We start from the raw sequence: 22,388 nt of genomic DNA, 5'->3' as shown, positions 1-22,388 counted from the left end.
AGCTTGCTCTGACTTCGTCTGTAGAGCGGCTCCCCGCCTCATTACCTACTCCGAAGGGTATCCCGAAGCCGCTTGCGCGTGACTTCGTATCACAAGGTCGGTAGCAGGTAAGTCAGTACGAGGTCGGGGAACCGGTGACTATTGTCGTTAATTTAGCGTTACGAGTGAAGGGTATGTCTGTATTTGTCGGGATAGATGTTGGTGCTAGCTGTGTGGATGTTGTGAGCTGTGGGGAAGGGAAGTTTAGCAAGCCCAAGCAGTACAAGCAGTCTCCGGATGGACACAATTCACTGGTGTCTGCGATGATGAAGCTTCAACCGAAGTGCATCGTCATGGAAGCAACCGGCGTGTATTACTTTGATCTGGCGGTGGCTCTGGCTGAGGCAGGTCTGCCTGTGGCGGTGATCAACCCAAAGAGCACCAAGCACTTCGCCAACATAAAGCTGCAAAACAGCAAGACCGACAGCATAGATGCGGCGCTGCTGGCCGAGTATGGCATGCGCATGGAGCCGCGATTGTGGACATCACCGGATCAGCACCGCCAAGCCATTCGAAGCCTGGGAAGGCAGATTAACCGCCTGACCGGCAGTCGAGTACAGGCAAAGAACCGCCTTCATGCCATGAAGGCCACACAGTCTACGCCCACGTTGCTTGTTGAAGATGAGCAGGAGGCGATTGAGATGCTGGATCGGCGTATTGACCGGCTCAAACAGGCTGCGATGGAGCTTCTGGAACAATCAGCTGAGCTCAAACGCTTGTATACGCACTTCTGCGCAGCCAAGGGCATCGCGGAGGCAACTGCCCTCGCGTTGCTAGCTGAGCTATGCGTCTTGCCGGATCACCTTAAATCCGCTCAGGTAAGCCGTCATGCGAGGCTGGATATACGCCTGCACCAATCAGGAAGCAGCGTTCATCAGGCCTCACGGATCAGTAAAGCGGGGAATGTGTACATACGCTCCGCGTTGTATATGCCGGCCATGTCAGCCGTGCGCTTTGACCCGAATACCAAGGCATTCTACGAGGCCTTGGTGGCCCGCGGGAAAACCAAGTTACAGGCCCTGGTGGCGGTAATGCGTAAATATCTGACAGGCCTGTGGGCCTGTGTTAAGACGGACACCCCATTCGATTCATCGCTGCTTTTTAGTGATTGCCATGCAAAAAATGCTTGCGCCTGAACAGGGTATCTACAGCCACTATGATGGTAGGCAGTGCCAAAGCACTCCTACATTGATGCGGGCACGTTGATTGAAAGGAAGGGAATTGTTGAGTTGGTAGGGCTTTTTTCCAGGCATAAAAAAAGGCGGCCCAAGCCGCCTTTTTCTGCAATTCCCGGTGGGAATTACTTGCCCATCGCCTTGCGAATTTGCTGCAGGGTACGCAGCTGTGCAGTGGCTGCTGCCAATTGAGCCGCGGCGCGCGAGTAGTCTACGTCGGCGCTTTGGTTCAGCATGGCTTGCTGAGCTTGCTTTTGTGCTTCCAGTGCGGCGGCTTCGTCGAGGTCGTCGGCACGCAATGCTGTGTCGGCAAGAATGCTCACAACATTGGGCTGGACTTCGAGGTAGCCACCGGAGACGTAGTAAACCTGCTCTTCACCGTTGTCCAGTACGAGGCGTACGGGGCCGGGCTCGAGCGAGGTTAACAGCGGGGCGTGACCGTAGGTCACACCCAGGTCACCCTGAATGCCATTGGCAACGATCAGCTTGGCGCGGCCGGAGAAGATTTCTTCTTCGGCACTTACGATGTCGCAATGTATTGTCATAGCCATATCTTCAGCCTCTTAGGCGTGAAGCCCGCTTGCGCGGACTTACAGTTTCGACGCTTTCTCGATTGCTTCTTCGATGGTACCAACCATGTAGAAAGCCTGCTCTGGCAGGTGATCGTAGTCACCGTTCAGAATGCCTTTGAAGCTGGCGATGGTGTCTTTCAGAGACACGTACTTACCGGGGCTGCCGGTGAAGATTTCGGCAACGTGGAAAGGCTGTGACAGGAAGCGCTCGATTTTACGTGCGCGCTCTACAGTCATTTTGTCTTCTTCAGACAGCTCGTCCATACCCAGGATGGCGATGATGTCTTTCAGCTCTTTGTAGCGCTGAAGTACAGTCTGTACGCCGCGGGCTACTTCGTAGTGCTCTTGACCAACCAGCAGTGGGTCGAGCTGACGAGAAGTAGAGTCCAGTGGGTCTACCGCTGGGTAGATACCTTTTGCTGCGATGTCACGGCTAAGTACTACCGTTGAATCCAAGTGAGCAAAGGTGGTTGCTGGCGAGGGGTCAGTCAAGTCATCCGCCGGTACGTATACCGCCTGGATAGAAGTGATAGAACCGGTTTTGGTTGAGGTGATACGTTCCTGAAGAACACCCATCTCTTCCGCCAGTGTGGGCTGGTAACCTACCGCTGAAGGCATACGACCCAGCAGTGCTGATACTTCGGTACCGGCCAGTGTGTAACGGTAGATGTTGTCGACGAACAACAGTACGTCACGACCTTCGTCACGGAATTTTTCAGCCATGGTCAGACCAGTCAGTGCTACACGCAGGCGGTTGCCCGGTGGCTCATTCATCTGGCCGTATACCATCGCTACTTTTGATTTCGCGAATTCTTCAACGTTTACAACGCCGGCTTCCTGCATTTCGTGGTAGAAGTCGTTACCCTCACGAGTACGCTCACCAACACCTGCGAATACAGACAGACCGCTGTGCTCAGTTGCGATGTTGTTGATCAGTTCCATCATGTTTACGGTTTTACCAACACCGGCACCACCGAACAGACCAACTTTACCACCCTTGGCAAACGGGCAAACCAGGTCGATAACCTTGATGCCGGTTTCCAGCAGGTCAGAAGACGCTGCAAGCTCTTCGTACTTCGGTGCGGCGCGGTGGATTTCCATGCGCTCTTTTTCACCGATGGGACCACATTCGTCGATGGGGTTACCCAGTACGTCCATGATGCGACCGAGTGTTTCGGTGCCCACGGGTACTTTGATTTTTTCTTTGGTGTTGTCGACATCCAGTCCGCGACGCAGGCCTTCAGAAGAACCCAACGCGATCGCGCGAACCACGCCATCACCCAATTGCTGTTGTACTTCCAGCGTCAGGCCGCTGTCAGTCACTTTCAGTGCATCATAAACCTGTGGCACAGAATCGCGCGGAAACTCCACGTCGATAACGGCGCCGATGACTTGTACGATACGTCCGCTACTCATGTTAGGTTCCTCTTAAAAACCTTAAAAATTTCAAAATCCGTTGCCGGTATCGTGTTATGACGATACCGCTGCAGCACCGCCAACAATCTCTGACAGCTCTTGCGTAATGGCTGCCTGACGGGCTTTGTTGTATACCAGTTGCAGACCGTCGATGATTTCGCCAGCGTTGTCGGTAGCGCTCTTCATCGCGATCATCCGGGCAGCTTGTTCACATGCTCCGTTTTCAACCACTGTTTGGTATACCTGTGACTCAACGTAGCGAGTCAGCAGACCTTCCAGCAGTTCTTCTGGAGTGGGCTCGTAAATGTAGTCCCAGTGATGTTTCAAGCTGTCGTCTTGTTCTGCTTCCAGTGGCAGCAGTTGGCGAACAAACGGCGTTTGAGTCATGGTGTTGATAAACTCATTGCCCACCAGGTAAAGACGATCAATCCGGCCTTCGCTATAGGCGTCCAGCATGGTTTTAACAGAGCCGATCAGGTCGCTAACGCTGGGCGCTTCGCCCATGTCGCGCACTGATGCAACAATGTTGCCGCCAAAGCTGTTGAAGAAGCCCGCTGCTTTGCCACCAATCAGGCAAAGATCAACGTCGACGTTTTTGTTGGACCAGCTTTGCATTTCTTTAATAGCTTGCTTGAACAGGTTGGTGTTCAGGCCGCCACACAGACCGCGGTCTGTAGAAACGATAACAAAGCCAACGCGCTTAACGTCGCGCTCTTCCATATATTGATGACGGTATTCCGGATTTGCATTGGCGATATGCCCAACCACTGCGCGCATACGCTGCGCGTAGGGCTTACCCACTTCCATGCGATCTTGAGCTTTACGCATTTTACTCGCCGCAACCATTTCCATGGCGCTAGTGATTTTTTGCGTGCTCTTGATGCTGGAGATCTGGGTGCGTATTTCTTTTGCACCTGCCATGATTAAAAATCCTCAAGCAGTAAAGCGCTCCCGGGAGAGCGCTTTATCCGTCTTACCAAGTCTGTGTTGACTTGAACTTTTCGACCAGTTCTTTGAACTTGCCTTCCAGCTCGTCATTCCAGCTGCCGGTGTCGTTGATCTGCTTCATCACATCGCCGTATTCAGCGTGTGCGTAAGCCAGGATCGCCGCTTCGAAGTCCAGTACCTTGCTAACATCAACGTCTTTCAGGTGACCTTCGTTCGCGCAGTACAGTGACAGAGCCATGTCGGCAATGCTCATTGGGCTGTATTGCTTCTGCTTCATCAGCTCAGTTACGCGCTCACCTTGCTCAAGCTGAGCTTTGGTTGCGTCGTCGAGGTCAGAAGCAAACTGGGAGAAGGCCGCCAGTTCGCGGTACTGAGCCAGAGCGGTACGAATACCACCGGACAGTTTCTTGATTACTTTTGTCTGCGCTGCACCACCAACACGCGATACCGAGATACCGGCGTTCATTGACGGACGAATACCGGCGTTGAACATGTCGGTTTCGAGGAAGATCTGACCGTCGGTGATCGAGATTACGTTGGTCGGTACGAAAGCAGAAACGTCACCAGCCTGGGTTTCGATAACAGGCAGTGCGGTCAATGAACCGGTTTTGCCTTTTACTTCACCGTTGGTGAATTTTTCTACGTACTCTTCAGAAACTCGTGCAGCACGCTCCAACAGACGCGAGTGGAGGTAGAATACGTCACCGGGGTAGGCTTCACGACCTGGCGGACGACGCAGCAGCAACGAGATTTGGCGGTAGGCCCAGGCTTGCTTGGTCAGGTCATCGTAGATGATCAGCGCGTCTTCACCGCGGTCGCGGTAGTATTCGCCGATAGTACAGCCGGTGAACGGTGCGATGAACTGCATAGAAGCAGGATCAGACGCGGTCGCGGCTACAACAACGGTGTGGTCCATTGCGCCGTGTTCTTCCAGTTTGCGCACAACGGCGGCAATAGAAGAGGCCTTCTGGCCAACAGCGACGTAGACACACTTAATGCCTGAGTCTTTCTGGTTGATGATGGCGTCAACAGCGATGGCTGTTTTACCGATCTGGCGGTCACCGATGATCAGCTCACGCTGGCCACGGCCGATGGGTACCATGGAGTCAACGGCTTTCAGACCGATTTGCACGGGCTGGTCAACCGACTTACGCCAGATTACACCGGGTGCAACTTTTTCAACTGCGTCGGTGAGTTTAGCGTCGATGGGACCTTTACCGTCGATGGGGTTACCCAGTGCGTCGATAACGCGACCCTGAAGTTCGGGGCCTACGGGTACTTCCAAAATACGGCCGGTACATTTACAAGTTTGGCCTTCGGCGATGTCAAAGTAGTCACCCAGGACTACCGCGCCGACTGAATCGCGCTCGAGGTTAAGTGCCATACCGAAATGGCCACCTTCGAATTCGATCATTTCACCGTACATCACATCGGTCAGGCCGTGGATACGTACGATACCGTCTGATACCGAGACGATAGTGCCCTCGTTTTGGGCTTCAGCGGTCACATCTAATTTTTCGATGCGCTGCTTGATAATATCGCTAATCTCGGAGGGGTTCAGTTGCTGCATGCTCTGTTCCTCAATCCTATTCTCTTAAACGCTCAGGAATTTACTGCTTCAGCGAGTTTCGCTAAGCGACCGCGCACCGAGCCATCTATAACCAGGTCGCCGGTGCGAACCACAACGCCGCCCAACAGGCTGCGATCTTCGTGGCTGCTTACCTTCACCTGGCGTTGCAGTTTTTTGCTCAAAACGTCGGCAAGACGTTGCTCGGATTCTGAGTCCAGCGCGAAGGCTGTCGTCAGCTCGACGTCCACGGATTTCTCCTGGACGGCTTTGTGCGCGTCAAACAATTCGCTGATTAACGGCAGTAATGCCAAGCGCTTGTTTTCTGCGAGAATCCTGATGAAATTTTCACCGCCGGCATTGAGTGCATCGCCGCAGACGTCGATAAATTTCTGCGCTTGCTGCTCGCTGGTGATGGCCGGAGAAGACAGCAGCTTGGCTACCGCTTCCTGGCTGGCGACAGCGGCTGCCGTTGCCAGCATTTGTGACCACTCACCTAATGCCGAAGAAGCCAGGGCGTGCTCGAAAGCCGCCTTGGCGTAGGGTCTAGCCATTGTGCTCAATTCAGCCATGTCAACCTCGCTTACAGGCCTGCGGCCAGCTTGTCGACCATGTCTTTATGAACAGACTCATCGATAGACGCTTCCAGTACTTTTTCAGCACCTGCCAATGCCAGTTTCGCCACCTGTGAACGCAGTGCTTCTTTCGCACGGTTCATTTCCTGCTCTACTTCGGCTTGGGCTGCTGCTTTCAGGCGATCGCCTTCAGTACGTGCAGACTCTTTCGCTTCATCAATAATTTGATTGGCGCGCTTGTTGGCAGCATCAATGATGGAAGCCGCTTCCGCTTTGGCTTCGCGAAGCTGCTTGGCAGCTTTTTCCTGAGCAAGCTCAAGATCGCGACCCGCGCGGTCTGCGGCATCAAGACCGTCAGCAATCTGCTTTTCACGCTCTTCCATTGCCTTGCGAATGTATCCCCACACAAATGCGTGGCAGAACCATACGAAGAACAGGAAGGTGATCGATTGTCCAATCAGTGTGAGATTAATATTCACGCCGATACCTCTGCTATATCAAGTTGCTGAACGTGTCGTATTCCGAATGCGTGCAATTAAGCGGGCAGGCCGGGAACAACAACGAACAGAACGTACATAGCGATACCAACACCGATCATAGGAACGGCGTCGAGCAGACCAGCGATCAGGAACATTTTACCTTGCAGCATTGGCGCCAGTTCAGGCTGACGAGCAGAGCCTTCCAGCAGTTTACCGCCCAGCAGTGCGAAACCAATCGCAGTACCCAGTGCGCCAAAACCGATCATCAGTGAAACAGCAATCAGAGCCAAACCCATGGTAGTTCTCCTACATTTTAAGTTAAGAAAAGTTTAGTTAGTTAAAGCAAATACCTTAGTGGAACTGGTCTTCTTCTTCGATCTGGTGCGCCGTTGCCATGTAGACAATGGTCAGTACCATGAAGACGAAGGCCTGCAGTGTAATAACAAGGATGTGGAAAACTGCCCACGCCCACTGCAACACACCTGCAAAGAGTCCCAGAATCAGTCCGGCGCCGAACATTGTGGCGATCAGAATGAAAATCATCTCACCGGCGTACATGTTACCGAACAGTCGCAGACCGAGTGAAATCGGCTTGGAGATCCACGAGATCGCCTCAAGCGCGAAGTTGATCGGCACCAGGAACACGTTCACGTACCACTTGGGGTGGTGGAACGGGTGCAGAGTGAGTTCTTTTACAAAGCCCATAAAGCCTTTTTTAGCGATGGTGAAGTAAACCATCAGGCCGAAAATGGTGAAGCCCATGCCCAAGGTGATGTTGGGGTCAGTTGTGGGAACCACTTTGAAGTAGAAGTGCGGGTCGCCGCTGATCAATGCAGCAAGCTGTGGAATCCAGTCGACGGGCACAAGGTCCATCGCGTTCATCAGGAAGATCCACATGAAAATAGTCAGTGCCATTGGCGCGATCATGGCATTTTTGTGGTGGAAACCGTCTTTAACTGTTTGGTCGATAAAGCCGATAACCATTTCGACGGCATTTTGTGCGCCGCGGGGAATGCCACTGTGAGCACGCTTGGCGATGCGGGCAAAAAACAACAGGAACAAAAAGCCCAGACCAATTGACCACAACATGGAGTCAACGTGGATAGCCATGAAACCCATGTCCGCCGCTTCCTGGCCGCTGTGTGCCAGCGTCCAAGTGTCTGCCGCCAGCACTTCGTGCACGTGGCCTTCGCTATCAAGGCGCTCGTAGCCAGCGGGGAGCTTGCCATAGGTGAGATTGGTTAAATGGTGCTGGATATATCCAACAGTCGACTGCGATTCAGCTGCCATATGTCACTCTCATTGCAAAACTTAGAAACTGTTTTTTACCTTGCGCCGGGGTTTCTCAACACGGCCACCAGCAAGGTGTTTAAAAGCATACCCACCAGGTATGCCGAAAATACGGCGACGGCAGAGAGGGGTCTGACCATTGCGAACGTGGCGGCAAACAGCCCAACCGTCGCAATAAATTTGCCCGCTTCTGCCCGGTAGAATGATTGATTTACCTCGCGCGCGTATGCCGCGCCGGCGTACTTAAAAACCTGGCGCGCAAAATAGGCATTGGGTAAAACGGAAATCAGCCCACCGATTAACAGGGATTTTGCTACCACCCCGTTAATTGAATATGTAAACCCGCTTGCGACAAGCAGCACGATGCATTGCAGGCCATAAATTTTTAGCAGTGGGGGTTTGACGGTGGCTAGCGCAGTTTTCTGCTGCCGCTGTGTTGCTGTCATTGCCCTGTTTACCTGCCGCTGCAACGCATTTTTCGCTTGTCCAAAAAGCGGGGCGAATTATAGGTGGTCATTGGCTAAGGATCAACCGATTTACCATTTATGCGACCAAAGTCTGCAATAAGCACAATTCGCAATTCGTTAACAATATCAGGAATTTAGCAGCACAATTCGCGGGGTTATTTTACCTGGCTACCAGATGGGGTAGCACCGCTACATTGTTGCCACCAAATAAGCTATTTCATATGGCTGAGAATTCCGTCCAATTCGTCCAGGCTGCTGTATTTTATGGTGAGTTTTCCGCGGCCTTTGGCGCCGTGCTGAATTTGCACAGGGGAGCCGAGTTTTTCGGACAGACTGTCTTGTAATTGTTTGATGTCGGGGTCGATGCGCGGGCTGGATTTGGCGGGGCTTTTGGCCTCGTCAACCAAGCGTCGCACCAGGGCTTCGGTCTGGCGCACCGATAAACCGCGGCTGACAACGGTAGCAGCGGCGCTGCTCTGTTGCTCGGCGGGCAGGCCCAGCAGGGCGCGACCGTGGCCCATTTCAATATCGCCATTTTCCAGCAGGGTTTGCACGTCGTCGCGCAGCCCGGTGAGGCGCAGCAGGTTGGTGATGGTGGTGCGCGATTTGCCCACTAAACCGGCAATTTCGGCGTGGGTGAGTTCAAATTCTTGTTGCAGGCGAACCAGTGCCAAGGCCTCTTCCATGGGGTTGAGGTCTTCACGCTGCAGGTTTTCGATCAGTGCCATCGCCGCCGCGGCTTCGTCGGGCACGTCGCGAATCAGCGCGGGTACGGATTCTAAACCGGCCAATTGGCTGGCGCGCCAACGGCGCTCACCGGCGATAATTTCATAGCGATTGTCGGCGATGGGGCGCACAACAATCGGCTGCATAATGCCCTGGGAGCGAATGGACTCGGCCAGTTCTTCCAGGCCTTCGGCGGGCATTTCGCGGCGCGGTTGGTATTTACCGCGTTGCAGGTATTCGATGGGCAGGTTTTTCAATTCGCCATCCACGGCGGCGTCGCTCACTGCCGCTGAGGTTGTCTCGCTGGCTTGCTCCACACTTGTCGCGGTATCGGCGATCGCTACCGGTTCTGCGGAGGCGCCCAGCAGGGCGTCTAGGCCTCGTCCTAAACCTCGTTTCTTAGCCATTAATGTGTTCAACCTGTTTTTCGTTCTGGCCGCCTTTGGCAGGCGCTTCAGTGGATGTTGCGCGACGCAAAATTTCCCCGGCCAAGGCCAGGTAGGCCAGAGCCCCTTTGGATTGTTTGTCGTAGTACAGTACCGGCAGGCCGTGGCTGGGCGCCTCGGCCAGGCGCACATTGCGCGGGATGACAGTGCTATAGAGTTTATCGCCAAAGTGGTGGCGCAGTTCGTCGGTGACCTGATTGGTCAGGCTGTTACGGCCGTCGAACATGGTGCGAAGTATTCCCTCAATCCGCAGCTGCGGGTTTATCAGCTGAGTCACGCGGCTGATGGTATTGAGCAGCGCACTCAAGCCCTCCAGGGCATAGTATTCACACTGCATGGGAATGATCACGCCATCGGCAGCCGCCAGTGCGTTAACGGTAAGCATATTGAGCGACGGCGGGCAGTCGATCAGCACGTAGTCGTAGTCGTCAGCGATATCGCCAAGCGCTTCACGCAAGCGGAATTCGCGACCGATCTCATTGATCAGCTCAACCTCTGCCGCGGTGAGATCCTGGTTGGCGGGCAGTACATCAAAGCCGCTTTCAGGCGCCACAGTGCGGGTATCTGCAATGGCGCGCTGGGCGACCAATACGTCGTACACCGTGTGCTCCGCCGCGTTTTTATCCACCCCGCAACCCATGGTGGCATTGCCTTGCGGGTCGAGGTCGATAAGCAGCACGCGGCGTTTTGTCGCCGCCAGAGACGCAGCCAGGTTAACACTGGTGGTGGTTTTCCCCACGCCGCCTTTCTGGTTGGTGATCGCGAATATGGTGGCCACGGCCCGGTCCCTATTGATCGCTCGCAGAATGTTCACCGCTGTGCTGGGAGGCGATCACCATCAAGTGGCGGGCCTCGTCGACACCGGGAACGGAAAGAGTATGACAGGCTTCGACGATAAAGTGTTTTGGCAACTGACTCAACTCTTGCTCTGGGTATTGCCCCTTCATGGCATAGAGTTTTCCCTGCGGGGCGAGTAAGTGCTCACAACCGCCAGCCATGTCGGCCAGCGAGGCAAATGCCCGCGAGGTAATGCCATCAAATCCCTGTTCATCGCGCAGGGATTCTACGCGGCAACAGTGCACCTGCACATTGTCGAGGCCGAGTTGTAATTTGGCCTCGATCAAAAACCGCGTTTTCTTGCCGTTGCTGTCGAGCAGTTCAAACTGGCGCTCGGGGAACAGTATTGCCAGCGGAATGCCCGGCAGCCCGGGGCCGGTACCCACATCGAGAATGCGCTGGCCATCGACCAGGCTGGCAACACTCAGGCTATCCAGCAAGTGGCGGCTGACCATTTGCATGGGGTCGCGCACCGCCGTGAGGTTGTAGGCGCGGTTCCACTTCACCAGCAAGGCGAGGTAGTTGAGCAGTGCGTCGATATTGGCGTCGGTAAGCGAGAGCCCGAGTTTTTGGACACCCCGCGTTAGAAATTGGCGTTCGTCATTCACCTCAGGCGGACTTCCTTTCCAGCAGACCGCGCTTTTTCAGCGTAATCAGTAACAACGATACCGCGGCCGGGGTCACGCCGGGAATCCGCGAGGCTTGGGCGAGGGTTTGCGGTCGCGCGTCACCCAGTTTTTGTTTGATCTCGTTGCTCAGGCCTTCGATCACGCTGTAGTCAAAGTCCAGTGGCAACGGCGTTTCTTCATGGCGACGTAGGCGCTCGATTTCGTCTTTCTGGCGCTCGATGTAGCCCGCGTATTTCACGCCAATTTCAATCTGCTCGGCGACATCGTCCACCACTGCTTCGCCATCTTGCACCATGTCCGCCAAATCGGCATAGCCAAGTTCCGGGCGTTTTAGCAGGTCGAGCAGGTTGTATTCGTGACTGATCGGTTTGCTGAACTTGGCCGCCAATTGCTCGGCTTGCGGGGTATTCGGTTGAATCCACGTGCTGGCCATACGCTGGCGCTGGCGCTCAATGGCTTCGCGCTTTTCGCAGAACGCGGCCCAGCGCGCATCGTCGACCAAGCCCAGTTCACGGCCCTTTTCGGTGAGCCGTTGGTCGGCGTTGTCTTCGCGCAGCAGCAGGCGATATTCCGCTCGCGAGGTAAACATGCGGTAGGGCTCTTTGGTGCCCATGGTAATCAGGTCGTCAACCAACACACCGATGTAGGCTTCGTCGCGTCGCGGACACCACGACTCTTTGCCCTGCGCCAGCAAGGCGGCGTTGGCACCGGCCAACAAGCCCTGGGCAGCGGCTTCTTCGTAACCGGTGGTGCCGTTGATCTGACCCGCAAAAAACAAACCGGCAATGAATTTGGTTTCCAGCGAGTTCTTCAGGTCTCGCGGCTCGAAGAAGTCGTACTCAATGGCGTAGCCGGGGCGCGTCATATTGGCGTTTTCAAAGCCCTTGATCGAGCGAACCAGCGCCAACTGAATATCAAACGGCAGGCTGGTGGAAATGCCATTGGGGTAAAGCTCGTGTGTTTTCAGGCCCTCGGGCTCAATGAACACCTGGTGAGAGTTTTTATCGGCAAAGCGATGGACTTTGTCTTCGATCGACGGGCAGTAGCGGGGGCCGATTCCCTCGATTACGCCGGTGTACATGGGCGAGCGGTCTAAACCACTGCGAATAATCTCATGGCTGTGCTCGTTGGTGTGGGTAATCCAGCAGCAGACTTGCTCGGGGTGCATGCTTCGGTCACCCAGGTACGACATTACCGGACGGGGTTCATCGCCCCACTGTTGCTCCAGGCCAGCAAAGTTGACGGTTTTTGCGTCAATGCGTGGCGGCGTGCCGGTTTTAAGGCGATCTACCCGGAAAGGCAGTTCGCGAAGGCGGTGTGCAAGTGCAATGGAGGGTTGGTCTCCGGCGCGACCACCGCTGTGGTTATCCAGACCGATGTGGATTTTTCCGCCGAGGAAGGTGCCCGCCGTCAGGACAACGCTGCTGGCATAGAATTTCAGGCCGATATTTGTCACGACGCCGCGAACACAGTCGCCTTCGACGATCAGGTCGTCTACGGCCTGCTGAAAAATGGCGAGGTTTGCTTGGTTTTCCAGTATTTCTCGCACGGCGGCTTTGTAGAGCACGCGGTCAGCTTGTGCGCGGGTTGCCCGCACCGCGGGCCCTTTACGGGCGTTAAGCACTCGAAATTGGATGCCACCGCGATCTGTTGCAAGGCCCATTGCGCCGCCGAGTGCATCCACTTCTTTGACAAGGTGGCTCTTACCAATGCCACCAATGGCGGGATTGCAGGACATTTGCCCCAGCGTCTCGATGTTGTGGGTAAGCAAAAGGGTTTGGCTACCCATACGGGCAGCGGCCAAGGCGGCTTCAGTACCGGCATGGCCACCACCGATAACAATGACATCGAATCGCTGCGGATAGTCCACAAAACACCTGAATGAGTAATTTTACTGGGGGCGAAATTATACGGGGTTCTGGATGCGCTGCAATGAATTGGTGAATTTTTAATCAATTCTTTTTTTGTGTTTAAAGAATAAGATTTTATGAATATATATGTTGATAGTTTTATGTTTTTTTATTCTTGATACTGATGTTAAGGAACCGCTTTTCTGTGAGTAAGTTATCTAAGTCATTGTATTTAAATATTTTTCTTGATGTATAACTACCGTTTTTATCCACAGATATCCTGTCATCTTGGTGTGAGCCGTTTGGGGATGAAATGTGGATAAATCGGCGCGCGTTGGCGGCTTGTGAGTAAGTGCCGCCTTATCGACGGGTTTTTCACAGGCTCAGACGCGGCTATCCCGATCTTATCCTTGGGATAAATAGTAGAAAAATGGGCTTAGGGCAGCTGTTCAGCAATGCTATTGCGCAATTGCTCTAGCGAAACCGGTTTGGAGAGGAAGGCGTTCATACCTGCATTTAAGCAGCGACGTTGGGTTTCTGGATCAGTGTTAGCCGTTAGGGCGATCACAGGGATGTGTTGGTGCAAGCGCCTGCGGAGCTGCAGCGTCGCTTCAAAACCGTCCATTATCGGCATTTGCAGATCCATTAAGATCACATCGGCGTGGTGTTGCTCCAATTGACTAATCGCTTCGGCGCCATTGTTAGCCGTAATGACGTCTGCCCCCCAACCTTCGAGGCTGCGAGCGACCAACAGCTGATTGACGGGGTTATCTTCAACCACCATTGCGGTGAGCCCAGAGAAACACTGCTCGTCATCCACTGTGTTTTCCTGCGCTTGTGCAGCCAGCTTGCGATAGCGCGTACGCCACACCACGGTGAAACTGGAGCCCTCACCGGGCTGGCTGCTCAGCTGGATGTCGGCCTTCATCAGCTCGCTCAGTCGCTTGACGATGGCCAGACCCAGCCCCGAGCCACCATAGCGGCGAACCGTGGAGTTATCGGCCTGGTGGAAGCTCTCAAATATGTGGGCTTGTTGTTCTGGGGTAATACCGATGCCGGTGTCGCTAACGCGCAGTGTTAATTGCAGGGTTTCTGCATCGACAGGCTGTTGCTCCAGACTGACATCGACCTTGCCCTGATGGGTGAATTTGACCGCATTGGCCGCGAGGTTGATAACGATTTGTCGCAGTCGGGTTTCATCGCCACGTATTTCGATACGGCGCAGAACGGGGTCGATCTGAGTATTGAAAACGATGCCTTTACTTTGCGCATCCAGCTGCATGGGTTGAAGGATTTCACCCAGCAGAGACTGGGGTGGGAAGAAGCGCTCTTCGAGCTCCATATCGCCTTTTTCGATGCGCGAGTAGTCGAGGATATCGTTTACGATGTGGAGTAAATGCTCGCTGGAGCTTTTGGCAATATCCAGGTAGTGGCGTTGGGATTCATTCAGTTCGCTCTTGGCTAGCAGTTGCAGCATGCCCAGTGCGCCATTCATCGGCGTTCTGAGTTCGTGGGTCATGGTGGCCAGGAACAGGCTCTTGGCCATGCTGGCCTCTTCCGCTTTGCCTTTGGCGAGTTTTAGCTCTTCGACATAGTCGCTGAGTTCGCGCTGCTGGGCTTCGATGGCGTCGGCCATGTCGTTGATATGGCGCTGCAGTTCGCCGAGTTCGCCACGCTCTAAATGCTGGATACGGCTGCCGTGCTTGCCGCTGGCGATCTCTTGCGTGACGTGCTGGATTTCGCTGAGCGGTTGCGACAAACGGCGGCTGACGCGAAGGGCAAAGGCGGCGCCAAGAAGAATTGCCAGCAATGCAATACTGATGGACACGGCGATTATGCTGCGCTGCAATGCGTTGAGCCCGGCATTGGAGATATCCAGCTCCAGTCGCCCAAGAATATTGTTGATGGGCGGCAGCTGTTCACCGGTGATGGGGTCAGTTAGCGCGATGCTGCGCTGCTCCAGCAGGATACTGATGGTGTTGCCGGGCCCGTTAGCGGTGTTTCGGCTGACGCTAATGGGTTTGCTATCGCCAAAGCGATAGACGCGTAAGGCGATGATATCGCCCTGCAGCGCCGACTTGAGAATGTCATTGAGTTGTTGGTCGTTACCGCTAATCAGCGGCAGCTCAATCAAGGCCGCGACGTTTTCTGCAATGCGTTCACCCAGATCGATCTGATAGCGTTGAGCGTCGCTGAGTCGTGCGGCAAGTGAGTAGGAAAACAGGGCAATAAACAACACCAGCATCGGAGCCAGGCTGGCAATTAAAATCTGTTGAAAGAGGCTTCTTCGCGCGCGCATTTACTGCCCCCTCAAGGTGTTGAGTAGGCTTTGTTCATCGTCGATAACCAGGCCCAGAGAATCGGCGACGTTGCGGTTGATGGTGACACTGTAGCGCTGTGGATAGCGCGCCATGGGCAGACGGCCGTGATCGCGGTAATGGTTGATCATTGCCTTTGCTTCAGCGGCGTAGTCGCTGGGCTTTGATACGACAGACGCCAGTGCACCGGCGCTGACAAAACCGGCGTTGGGGCCAATAAGAAAGTTCTGGTGGCGATAGGTTGCCAGCAGTACGCCGCGGATGGTGGCGGCGTTGTAGAGATTTTGCTCGGGTGTTGCCAGCAGCACATCGCTGCGCTGGATTAAGCGGTTTAGCTTGCGCTGCGAGGCGGATCCGTCGGCTGGTATTTGCTCACTATTAAATTGGTACTGAGGATATTGGTCGGTGAGCTGCTGGAGTTGTTGATGGTAACTGGGGCTTTCCCAGGCCATGGCAATGCGCGCCGGTTTGCCCTTGAGTATTGCGTCAATCAACTTTATTTGTCGTGCGATAGGTTGGTCTGAGTAAACGGCGCTGGCATTCTCGGCGTGATAGTGGCTAAAGCGCACACTGTTTGCATACAGCGCCAGTTTGGCCGGGTAGTGAGCGCTGTTGATCATTGGCAGCAGGCCGTCGGAGACAAGCAACAGCACATCTCCGGCCTGCGTTGGGTCTGGGAGTTCGTTGATGTAGACCTGTAATTGGTAGTCGCTCGGGCTGGCAATTTCACTGGCAAGTTGCCGCAGGGAAACGTTATCCACAGGGAGCACTAGGTCGACTTTTATAGGGGGTTTATCACTGCCATACGCTGCCACTGCCAGGAGCAGTAAGAGCGCGTATTGAAGTCCTTTAAGCAGTTTTTTCAAGGATTCCTTCCTCGATGGTTGCCAGGTCACAGGCCTTAGTAGCGCAGGCTCAGTGTGAATAGCTGTCGCAGTTCTTCACGGTAAAAGTTATCCGATAACAGTTCGCTGTTATCGTCATGCTGATATCGTGCCACGTAGGCTAACTGCACTTCGGTGCCGCGCAGATTCAGGGTGTGAGCCAGCCGTAAATCTGATCGTGAAAAGGTATTTTTCCCCCGGCGACGTGTGTTTTGACTGTAGTAGCGGCTGAGTGAAAGTTGAGTATTACTTAAAAATTTATAACTGAGCAGCGCGCTGAAATTATTGCTGGGGGTGAAGCTCTCTTCATTTTGGGTTGTGGTGTCGGAATTAATATAGGCGTAGCTGGCGTGGAAAAGCCAGTTGGGCGATGGGCGATAATCCAGCTCGGTTTCTATGCCTTGTTGGCGCAGGCGGTTGCTGTTCTCGGGGGAGAATTTATCCAGTGCGGTTGAGTCTGATACAAGGTTGCTTAGGTGGTCGCGGAACAGTTTTATATCCCACTGTAAGCCGATGTGCTGAAAGTTGGCGTAGTAGCCAATTTCGCGAGAGGAAATTTTCTCCGCGCGCAAATCTGGGTTCCCCGTAGCTTTAACAACGTACTCGCCGGTGGTTTGGCCATTGTGCGTGGGGGTGATGTTTTTAGCGCGATAGGTCCAATCGGCCGTGGTTTCCAATAAGTCGGGACTGCGCACCGCTTCGGAGTAGACGGCGCGAAAACTGTGGTGATTGTTCAGGTGGTAGTGCAGTGAAACCCTGGGCGAGAGATGGTCTTTGTTGTCGTTGCTGTCTCGTTCCCACGAGGCACCAACATTGCCCGTAACACGGTCGCTGATTCGGTATTCGGCATTGGCAAACAGCTGGGTGCTGTCGCTACGGCGGTTACCATTGTAGTAGGTCTCGGAGCTAACGCGGTTGTGCTTGATGTGAATGCCAGCCACTGTTTTTAAGTCTGCTGACCACACCATGGTGTCCTGAAACTCAATGTCCTGGCGAGTTTGTCGGCTGTTTTCGTTGGCATCAACGCGCACCAGTGGTGAGGGATGGGTGGGCTGACCAATAAACGCCGGCGGCAGTACCGCCTGCCATTCTTTTTGCTGCTTTTGGCCGGAGTAGTCAATGCGCAAGTGTTGATGGTGGTCTTTGCTTAAGTCCCAACTCATTTTGGCGGAAAAAAAATGGTTGCGGTGACGAGTATCGGGAGCGGTGATATCGATATCGGCAAAGTCGTCGCTTATCCACCCCTGTTTGTAGCCCATCGCCAAGCTGATATTGGCCTGGTTGAGGGCCTTTTCATAGCGCAGGTTGAGTGTGTCGCTATTATCGCTGTCGCGGCGGCCTTCACCGTCGCGGTTGACTTCAAAACCATCATCGCGACGGCTTTGTAGGCTCAATCGGTACTTACCGCCCTCGAAGCTACCGGCGTGGCTGAGCAGGTAGTCCTCGACCTGATTATCACCTTTGCGGGCTTGTAGGTAGAGTTTGTCGGCATCGTCGGGGTGACGGGTAATAATATTGATGACGCCCAAAAACGCATTGGCGCCGTAACTTGCCGTGGAGGGGCCCCGGACGACTTCGATACGTTCGATGTCTTCAATTGCCAGGGGAATATCGTTCCAGTTTACCGTTGCCAGGCCCGCTTGGTAGATGCTGCGTCCATCTACCAGCACCTGCATGCGCCGCGAGTCGCGATAATTTGTGCCGTGGTAGCTGACCACGTGGTTCCAGCCGTCGCGTGCACCAACTGATGTGCCGGGTATCAGCCGGAATAATTCGGGGATACGGCGTATTCCCGATGCGATGATCATTTGACGGTCGATCACACTGACACTGGCGGGAACCTCGCTGCGGCTTTGTTTCAGGCGGGCAGGTGTAAGCACAACGGGAAGTGCCTCGTTATCCCACAACTGGGCATGGCTGGGCATGGTGGCGGCGCTGCTAGCGACCAGTAGTAATAATAGAGAGTGGCGGGTAGCGTCAGCCATAGAGACGTCCTTGTGGTGGAAAATTTTAACGGTAGTAACTTACGATAAGTGTAGCTGGGGTCTCACAACTATGTCGCAAATTGTACTGCGCATGAAGTGATAATAGGGATAGCTATTTTCCGATACAAAAACTGGAAAAGATGCGGCCTAACAGATCGTCGGATGTGAAGGCACCGGTGATTTCTGACAGGCTTTGCTGGGCGAGGCGGAGCTCTTCGGCGAGCAGTTCGCCGGCATTGTAGTGGTGGAGCTGGTGTTCGCCTTGCAGGAGGTGCTCGCGGGCAGTATTCAGTGCTTCAATATGCCGCCGCCGGGCAATAAACGGGCTGTCGCCGTCTTCAAAACCAACGCAGCGTTTGAGGTGGTTGCGCAGCAGGTCGATGCCCTGCTCTGCCTTGGCACTGAGGTAGAGCGTGGGCAGCTCGCCTTGCGTGTCCTCGCGCACCGTTTCGCCACTCAAATCACATTTATTGAATATCAGGCTGAGTTTGCCGGCATTGGCGTGCTCGGCGAAGGTATCGGGTATATCGGCGTGGCGCTGTTGGTGGCTATCGACGATCAGTAGGACGCGGTCCGCTTTGTCAATTTCCTGCCAGGCTCGACGAATGCCCTCTTGTTCCACCGGGTCATCGCTGTCACGCAGACCGGCGGTATCAATAATGTGCAGCGGCATGCCGTCAATCAGAATGTTTTCGCGCAGTATGTCCCGCGTGGTGCCGGCAATGTCAGTAACGATGGCAGACTCTCGCCCGGCCAGGGCGTTCAGCAAGCTGGATTTACCCGCATTGGGTTTCCCAGCAATAACAACGGTCATACCGTCGCGAAGCAAACTGCCTTGCTGGGCGGCGTTGCTGACGTGTTGAAGCTGCTGTTTGATGGCGCTCAAGTCTTCGGCGACTCGGCTGTCGCTAATGAAGTCGATTTCTTCTTCCGGAAAGTCTATCGCCGCTTCGACATAGATCCGCAATACGGTGACCGCTTCGACCAGTTGGTCGATCTCGCGACTAAAGGCGCCGTCTAGTGAACGCATCGCCTGGCGAGCGGCCTGCTCTGAGGCGCTATCGATCAAGTCGGCGATGGCTTCAGCTTGGGCGAGATCGATTTTGTTGTTCAGAAACGCGCGCTCGGAGAACTCGCCAGGCCGCGCCATGCGAGCACCGGCACGCAGGCAGGCCTTGAGCAGGCGGTCCATAATTACCGGGCCGCCGTGACCCTGCAGTTCCAGAACATCTTCGCCGGTAAAGGAGTTGGGGCCGGGGAAAAACAACGCCAGCCCCTGGTCGATAACATCCGTTTCGTTGTCGATAATCTCGCGAAAATGGGCGAAGTGGGCACGCCGAGGTTGCGGGCTGCGATCCATCAGCGCAGCGGCAATGGCCAGGCTTTTACTGCCCGAAATGCGGATGATACCAACGCCGCCTTTGCCGGGCGGCGTGGCAATGGCGGCGATGGTGTCTTGCTGGCTCATCGCTTAACGAGACGGCAAGCCAGCTTTTTCGATGCGCTTGGTAATAATGTACTGCTGAATAATCGACAGGGTGTTGTTGACCACCCAGTACAGTACCAAGCCCGCGGGGAAGAACAGGAAGAAGAAGGTGAAGACGATGGGCATCCACTGCATGATTTTCGCCTGCATAGGATCTGCCGGTGGCGGGTTCAGCTTCTGCTGAATGAACATCGACGCACCCATAATCAGCGGCAAGACAAAATAAGGGTCCATTGCTGACAGATCATTAATCCACAGCATAAAGGGTGCGTGGCGCAGCTCAACACTTTCCATCAGCACCCAGTAGAGGGCGATGAATACCGGCATTTGCACCAGCATGGGCAGGCAGCCGCCGACAGGGTTGATTTTTTCTTTCTTGTACAGCTCCATCATCGCCTGGGACTGTTTTTGACGGTCGTCGGCGTAGCGCTCGCGCAGCTCCATTAGTTTAGGCTGAACCTTGCGCATATTCGCCATGGAGGTGAAGGCCTTGGCATTGAGCTGGAAGAAGGCGGCTTTTACCAACACGGTAACGCCGATAATCGCCCAACCCCAGTTGCCAAAGACACTGTAGAGTTTGGTCAGCAGCCAGAACAAGGGTTGCGCTATCCACCACAGCCAGCCGTAATCGACGGTGAGTTCCAGACCAGGAGAGATTTCCTCTAAACGGTATTGGTCTTTAGGACCGATATAAATCGCCGCGCTCAAGGTGCCCTGCTCACCGGCAGCAACCGTTTGCGACGGCGAGGTGAAGCGAACAATATTTAAGCCCTGGCGTGTAACAACGGTTTTAAAACTGTTGTTGGCAGATTGGTCGGGCACCCAGGCGCTAAGGAAGTAGTGTTGGATTATGGCGACCCAGCCACCTTCCATTTGCTCGTTGAGTGGTTTTTCTTTCAGCTTGTGGAAGGCCAATTTGTTGTAGGGGTCTTCGCTACTGGAATAGGCGACACCCATAAAGGGTTTCATGGCGAACAGGCCGTCGTCGCTGACACCGGGGTCGACACTGTTGTCGCGCTTCAGCTGGCCAAACAGTGAGGCACTAAACGCTTCACTAGAGCGGTTTTCAACAAGGTAGTCGAGTTTTACCAGATAATCGCCACGCTGCAGGGTGTAGCGTTTGGTGATAAGAATGTCGTCGCTGTATTGATAGCGCAGATTCGCGGAAACACTGTCCTGACCTTCTTCCAAGGAGAAGCTCTCAAGGTTGGCGCTAAACATGGGTCGGCCCTGCGCCGTGTCGGTGGCGTTTTTACCGATTAAGCCACTCTGGGCCACATAGCTGCGACGCTGGTTGTTTTCCAGCAGTACGAAGGCTTCTTCTTCCTCGATGCTGTCGCGGTGCTCCAAGGTTGCGGCATAGACAATGTCGCCGCCCTGTAGATCGATTTTCAGGTCCAGAACATCGTTACGAATATGGATGTAGCGGCTGTCTACGCCCTTATCGGCGAAGTCTTCAACGCTGTTGTCGACATTGTCGGCGGTGGGTAAATCGTCACTGCCAGCGTCGTTGGTGGGTAGAGAAACGTCGGCGTTGGCCGGTTGCTCAGCCAGTGCAGCGGCCGCGGCCAGCGGAGCAGTGTTGCCGCCATCAAAGTTTTTCCATTCAACCAGCAGCATAAATGAGAGCGCGGCGATGGCGGCGATAAGTAGGTAGCGCTGAATATCGATCATTGCTTAATAGCCTTGATTGAGTTGTTTTCGTTTTGGCAGTGATGGCAGGGTGGAACGGGGTCGTAGCCGCCGGGATTTAACGGGTGGCAGCGACCGATGCGGCGCAGGGCAAGCCAGCTGCCACGCAGGGCACCGTGCTCGCGGATCGCGTCGATAGCGTAATGGGAACAGCTGGGATAGAAACGGCAATGTGGTGCCATCAGCGGACTGATGCACAGGCGGTAAAACTTGATGCAGGCAATAAGTAGGCGCTGCAAGGTTTAACCCTCTTGCTTGCGCAGTTGCTTCTCGGCGCGCTTTTCTAACTGTCGCCACAACTGTTTGCAGGTTCTATGCAAAGTGGGATTGTCGAGCTTGTCGACGCCCTTTCGAGCCAGCACGATAACATCGATACCCGGCAATCGCGACTGCTGCATTCTGAAACTCTCTCGAACGATGCGTTTCAGGCGATTTCGCTGTGCGGCTAAGCGTACGTTCTTCTTGGCAACAACAAGGCCAAGCCGGGGATGGTCGAGGCCGTTGGCATTCGCTAGAAATAATAACTCGGCGGTAGAGACCTTCAGACGAGATTGGTCGAATACAGCCTGGTAGTCGCCGGCATTGAGTAGACGCAGTGATTTATCAAAGCCGAATTCCACTGCAATACCGGTACCTTAATCTAGCGCTTAATTATGCAGACAGAACAGCACGGCCTTTAGCGCGACGACGGTTCAATACTTTGCGGCCGTTCTTGGTTGCCATGCGAGCACGGAAACCGTGAGTGCGGGCGCGTTTCAGGTTGCTTGGTTGAAAAGTTCTTTTCATGATCTTGTCCGTTCACAGTGTCGTTATACGACGAGTTCTTTGTCTCCTGCCGGAATAAGTGGCTGGAGCACGAAAAATCGGATCGCGAATTTTAGTGGACAGCACCGCTAATAGCAATGCCTGTAAGGGGTTTATTTGCCAAGCCTCTCACCGGCTTCGTTATCGGAATTTCCGGCTGGTTGAGGGTCTTCGCTAGATGTTTTCGATGATAACACCCTATT

At 54.3% G+C, this 22,388-nt stretch carries 22 protein-coding genes; 1 reads left to right on the top strand and 21 read right to left on the bottom strand.

Annotated features, from left to right (window positions below; all coding sequences use genetic code 11):
• Window positions 1-173 precede the first annotated feature (173 nt).
• Entirely contained in the window at window positions 174-1,175 is a 1,002-nt protein-coding gene (locus AC2Q8J_RS10715) for an IS110 family RNA-guided transposase (protein ID WP_486451246.1), read from the top strand.
• 164 nt (window positions 1,176-1,339) lie between these two features.
• On the opposite strand, the gene AC2Q8J_RS10710 is transcribed toward AC2Q8J_RS10715, so the two are convergent.
• From AC2Q8J_RS10710 to rpmH, 21 genes are all read right to left on the bottom strand, one after another.
• Window positions 1,340-1,765, bottom strand: coding sequence for a F0F1 ATP synthase subunit epsilon (locus AC2Q8J_RS10710; protein ID WP_204994937.1), 426 nt, complete (start codon window positions 1,763-1,765; stop codon window positions 1,340-1,342).
• 39 nt (window positions 1,766-1,804) lie between these two features.
• The gene (gene atpD, locus AC2Q8J_RS10705; protein ID WP_027873457.1) at window positions 1,805-3,202 is read right to left on the bottom strand and encodes a F0F1 ATP synthase subunit beta; all 1,398 of its coding nucleotides are present in this window, start codon (window positions 3,200-3,202) and stop codon (window positions 1,805-1,807) included.
• A gap of 54 nt (window positions 3,203-3,256) precedes the next feature.
• Window positions 3,257-4,123, bottom strand: coding sequence for a F0F1 ATP synthase subunit gamma (atpG, locus tag AC2Q8J_RS10700; RefSeq protein ID WP_027873456.1), 867 nt, complete (start codon window positions 4,121-4,123; stop codon window positions 3,257-3,259).
• 52 nt (window positions 4,124-4,175) lie between these two features.
• Window positions 4,176-5,720 (bottom strand): F0F1 ATP synthase subunit alpha, encoded by a 1,545-nt coding sequence (gene atpA, locus AC2Q8J_RS10695; protein WP_286695331.1) that lies wholly within the window; start codon window positions 5,718-5,720, stop codon window positions 4,176-4,178.
• 32 nt (window positions 5,721-5,752) lie between these two features.
• Window positions 5,753-6,289, bottom strand: a complete 537-nt coding sequence (locus AC2Q8J_RS10690) for a F0F1 ATP synthase subunit delta (protein WP_027873454.1) — start codon at window positions 6,287-6,289, stop codon at window positions 5,753-5,755.
• Window positions 6,290-6,300: 11 nt separating this feature from the next.
• The gene (locus AC2Q8J_RS10685) at window positions 6,301-6,771 is read right to left on the bottom strand and encodes a F0F1 ATP synthase subunit B (RefSeq protein ID WP_027873453.1); all 471 of its coding nucleotides are present in this window, start codon (window positions 6,769-6,771) and stop codon (window positions 6,301-6,303) included.
• 56 nt (window positions 6,772-6,827) lie between these two features.
• A complete protein-coding gene (gene atpE / locus AC2Q8J_RS10680; RefSeq protein WP_022958922.1) occupies window positions 6,828-7,067 on the bottom strand; it encodes a F0F1 ATP synthase subunit C in 240 nt (79 codons plus the stop codon).
• Between the two features lie 55 nt (window positions 7,068-7,122).
• Window positions 7,123-8,061 carry a F0F1 ATP synthase subunit A gene (atpB, locus tag AC2Q8J_RS10675; protein WP_204994933.1) on the bottom strand — a complete coding sequence of 313 codons (939 nt, stop codon included), beginning with the start codon at window positions 8,059-8,061 and terminating at the stop codon, window positions 7,123-7,125.
• Between the two features lie 35 nt (window positions 8,062-8,096).
• Complete coding sequence (locus AC2Q8J_RS10670) at window positions 8,097-8,507, bottom strand: ATP synthase subunit I (RefSeq protein WP_204994932.1); 411 nt, start codon at window positions 8,505-8,507, stop codon at window positions 8,097-8,099.
• 233 nt (window positions 8,508-8,740) lie between these two features.
• Window positions 8,741-9,661 (bottom strand): ParB/RepB/Spo0J family partition protein, encoded by a 921-nt coding sequence (locus AC2Q8J_RS10665; protein WP_486451245.1) that lies wholly within the window; start codon window positions 9,659-9,661, stop codon window positions 8,741-8,743.
• Window positions 9,654-10,478 carry a ParA family protein gene (locus AC2Q8J_RS10660; protein ID WP_486451244.1) on the bottom strand — a complete coding sequence of 275 codons (825 nt, stop codon included), beginning with the start codon at window positions 10,476-10,478 and terminating at the stop codon, window positions 9,654-9,656. Before AC2Q8J_RS10660 ends, AC2Q8J_RS10665 begins: the two co-directional genes overlap by 8 nt.
• A 10-nt stretch (window positions 10,479-10,488) precedes the next feature.
• Window positions 10,489-11,145, bottom strand: coding sequence for a 16S rRNA (guanine(527)-N(7))-methyltransferase RsmG (rsmG, locus tag AC2Q8J_RS10655; protein ID WP_036255790.1), 657 nt, complete (start codon window positions 11,143-11,145; stop codon window positions 10,489-10,491).
• Window position 11,146: 1 nt separating this feature from the next.
• Complete coding sequence (gene mnmG, locus AC2Q8J_RS10650; protein WP_286695327.1) at window positions 11,147-13,036, bottom strand: tRNA uridine-5-carboxymethylaminomethyl(34) synthesis enzyme MnmG; 1,890 nt, start codon at window positions 13,034-13,036, stop codon at window positions 11,147-11,149.
• A 416-nt stretch (window positions 13,037-13,452) separates the two neighbouring features.
• Window positions 13,453-15,315 (bottom strand): ATP-binding protein, encoded by a 1,863-nt coding sequence (locus tag AC2Q8J_RS10645; protein WP_486451243.1) that lies wholly within the window; start codon window positions 15,313-15,315, stop codon window positions 13,453-13,455.
• On the bottom strand, window positions 15,316-16,200 hold the full coding sequence (locus AC2Q8J_RS10640; RefSeq protein ID WP_288363438.1) for a type 1 periplasmic-binding domain-containing protein: 885 nt from the start codon (window positions 16,198-16,200) through the stop codon (window positions 15,316-15,318).
• Between the two features lie 35 nt (window positions 16,201-16,235).
• Entirely contained in the window at window positions 16,236-18,203 is a 1,968-nt protein-coding gene (locus tag AC2Q8J_RS10635) for a TonB-dependent receptor plug domain-containing protein (protein ID WP_486451242.1), read from the bottom strand.
• A 112-nt stretch (window positions 18,204-18,315) separates the two neighbouring features.
• A complete protein-coding gene (gene mnmE, locus AC2Q8J_RS10630) occupies window positions 18,316-19,671 on the bottom strand; it encodes a tRNA uridine-5-carboxymethylaminomethyl(34) synthesis GTPase MnmE (RefSeq protein WP_486451241.1) in 1,356 nt (451 codons plus the stop codon).
• Between the two features lie 3 nt (window positions 19,672-19,674).
• Window positions 19,675-21,363: a membrane protein insertase YidC gene (yidC, locus tag AC2Q8J_RS10625; RefSeq protein ID WP_286695322.1), complete on the bottom strand. Its 1,689-nt coding sequence runs from the start codon at window positions 21,361-21,363 to the stop codon at window positions 19,675-19,677.
• A complete protein-coding gene (gene yidD, locus AC2Q8J_RS10620) occupies window positions 21,360-21,620 on the bottom strand; it encodes a membrane protein insertion efficiency factor YidD (protein WP_027873445.1) in 261 nt (86 codons plus the stop codon). The genes yidC and yidD overlap by 4 nt, the downstream gene beginning before the upstream one ends.
• Window positions 21,621-21,623: 3 nt before the next feature.
• Entirely contained in the window at window positions 21,624-22,001 is a 378-nt protein-coding gene (gene rnpA / locus AC2Q8J_RS10615; RefSeq protein WP_027873444.1) for a ribonuclease P protein component, read from the bottom strand.
• Window positions 22,002-22,032: 31 nt separating this feature from the next.
• On the bottom strand, window positions 22,033-22,167 hold the full coding sequence (rpmH, locus tag AC2Q8J_RS10610; protein WP_084497939.1) for a 50S ribosomal protein L34: 135 nt from the start codon (window positions 22,165-22,167) through the stop codon (window positions 22,033-22,035).
• Window positions 22,168-22,388: the final 221 nt, after the last annotated feature.

Source organism: Spongiibacter sp. C9W, from assembly GCF_057370015.1.
The sequence above is the reverse complement of the archived record's forward strand: the minus strand, read 5'-3'. Positions and strand labels throughout refer to the sequence as shown.

Excerpts from the sequence above, each read along its gene's own strand:
- AC2Q8J_RS10635 (WP_486451242.1), bottom strand. The coding sequence starts at position 18,203 with ATGGCTGACGCTACCCGCCACTCTCTATTATTACTACTGGTCGCTAGC.
- mnmE (WP_486451241.1), bottom strand. The coding sequence starts at position 19,671 with ATGAGCCAGCAAGACACCATCGCCGCCATTGCCACGCCGCCCGGCAAA.
- AC2Q8J_RS10715 (WP_486451246.1), top strand. The coding sequence starts at position 174 with ATGTCTGTATTTGTCGGGATAGATGTTGGTGCTAGCTGTGTGGATGTT.
- AC2Q8J_RS10690 (WP_027873454.1), bottom strand. The coding sequence starts at position 6,289 with ATGGCTGAATTGAGCACAATGGCTAGACCCTACGCCAAGGCGGCTTTC.
- AC2Q8J_RS10710 (WP_204994937.1), bottom strand. The coding sequence starts at position 1,765 with ATGGCTATGACAATACATTGCGACATCGTAAGTGCCGAAGAAGAAATC.
- atpG (WP_027873456.1), bottom strand. The coding sequence starts at position 4,123 with ATGGCAGGTGCAAAAGAAATACGCACCCAGATCTCCAGCATCAAGAGC.
- yidC (WP_286695322.1), bottom strand. The coding sequence starts at position 21,363 with ATGATCGATATTCAGCGCTACCTACTTATCGCCGCCATCGCCGCGCTC.
- atpB (WP_204994933.1), bottom strand. The coding sequence starts at position 8,061 with ATGGCAGCTGAATCGCAGTCGACTGTTGGATATATCCAGCACCATTTA.
- AC2Q8J_RS10665 (WP_486451245.1), bottom strand. The coding sequence starts at position 9,661 with ATGGCTAAGAAACGAGGTTTAGGACGAGGCCTAGACGCCCTGCTGGGC.
- rpmH (WP_084497939.1), bottom strand. The coding sequence starts at position 22,167 with ATGAAAAGAACTTTTCAACCAAGCAACCTGAAACGCGCCCGCACTCAC.
- AC2Q8J_RS10670 (WP_204994932.1), bottom strand. The coding sequence starts at position 8,507 with ATGACAGCAACACAGCGGCAGCAGAAAACTGCGCTAGCCACCGTCAAA.
- atpD (WP_027873457.1), bottom strand. The coding sequence starts at position 3,202 with ATGAGTAGCGGACGTATCGTACAAGTCATCGGCGCCGTTATCGACGTG.
- AC2Q8J_RS10645 (WP_486451243.1), bottom strand. The coding sequence starts at position 15,315 with ATGCGCGCGCGAAGAAGCCTCTTTCAACAGATTTTAATTGCCAGCCTG.
- atpA (WP_286695331.1), bottom strand. The coding sequence starts at position 5,720 with ATGCAGCAACTGAACCCCTCCGAGATTAGCGATATTATCAAGCAGCGC.
- atpE (WP_022958922.1), bottom strand. The coding sequence starts at position 7,067 with ATGGGTTTGGCTCTGATTGCTGTTTCACTGATGATCGGTTTTGGCGCA.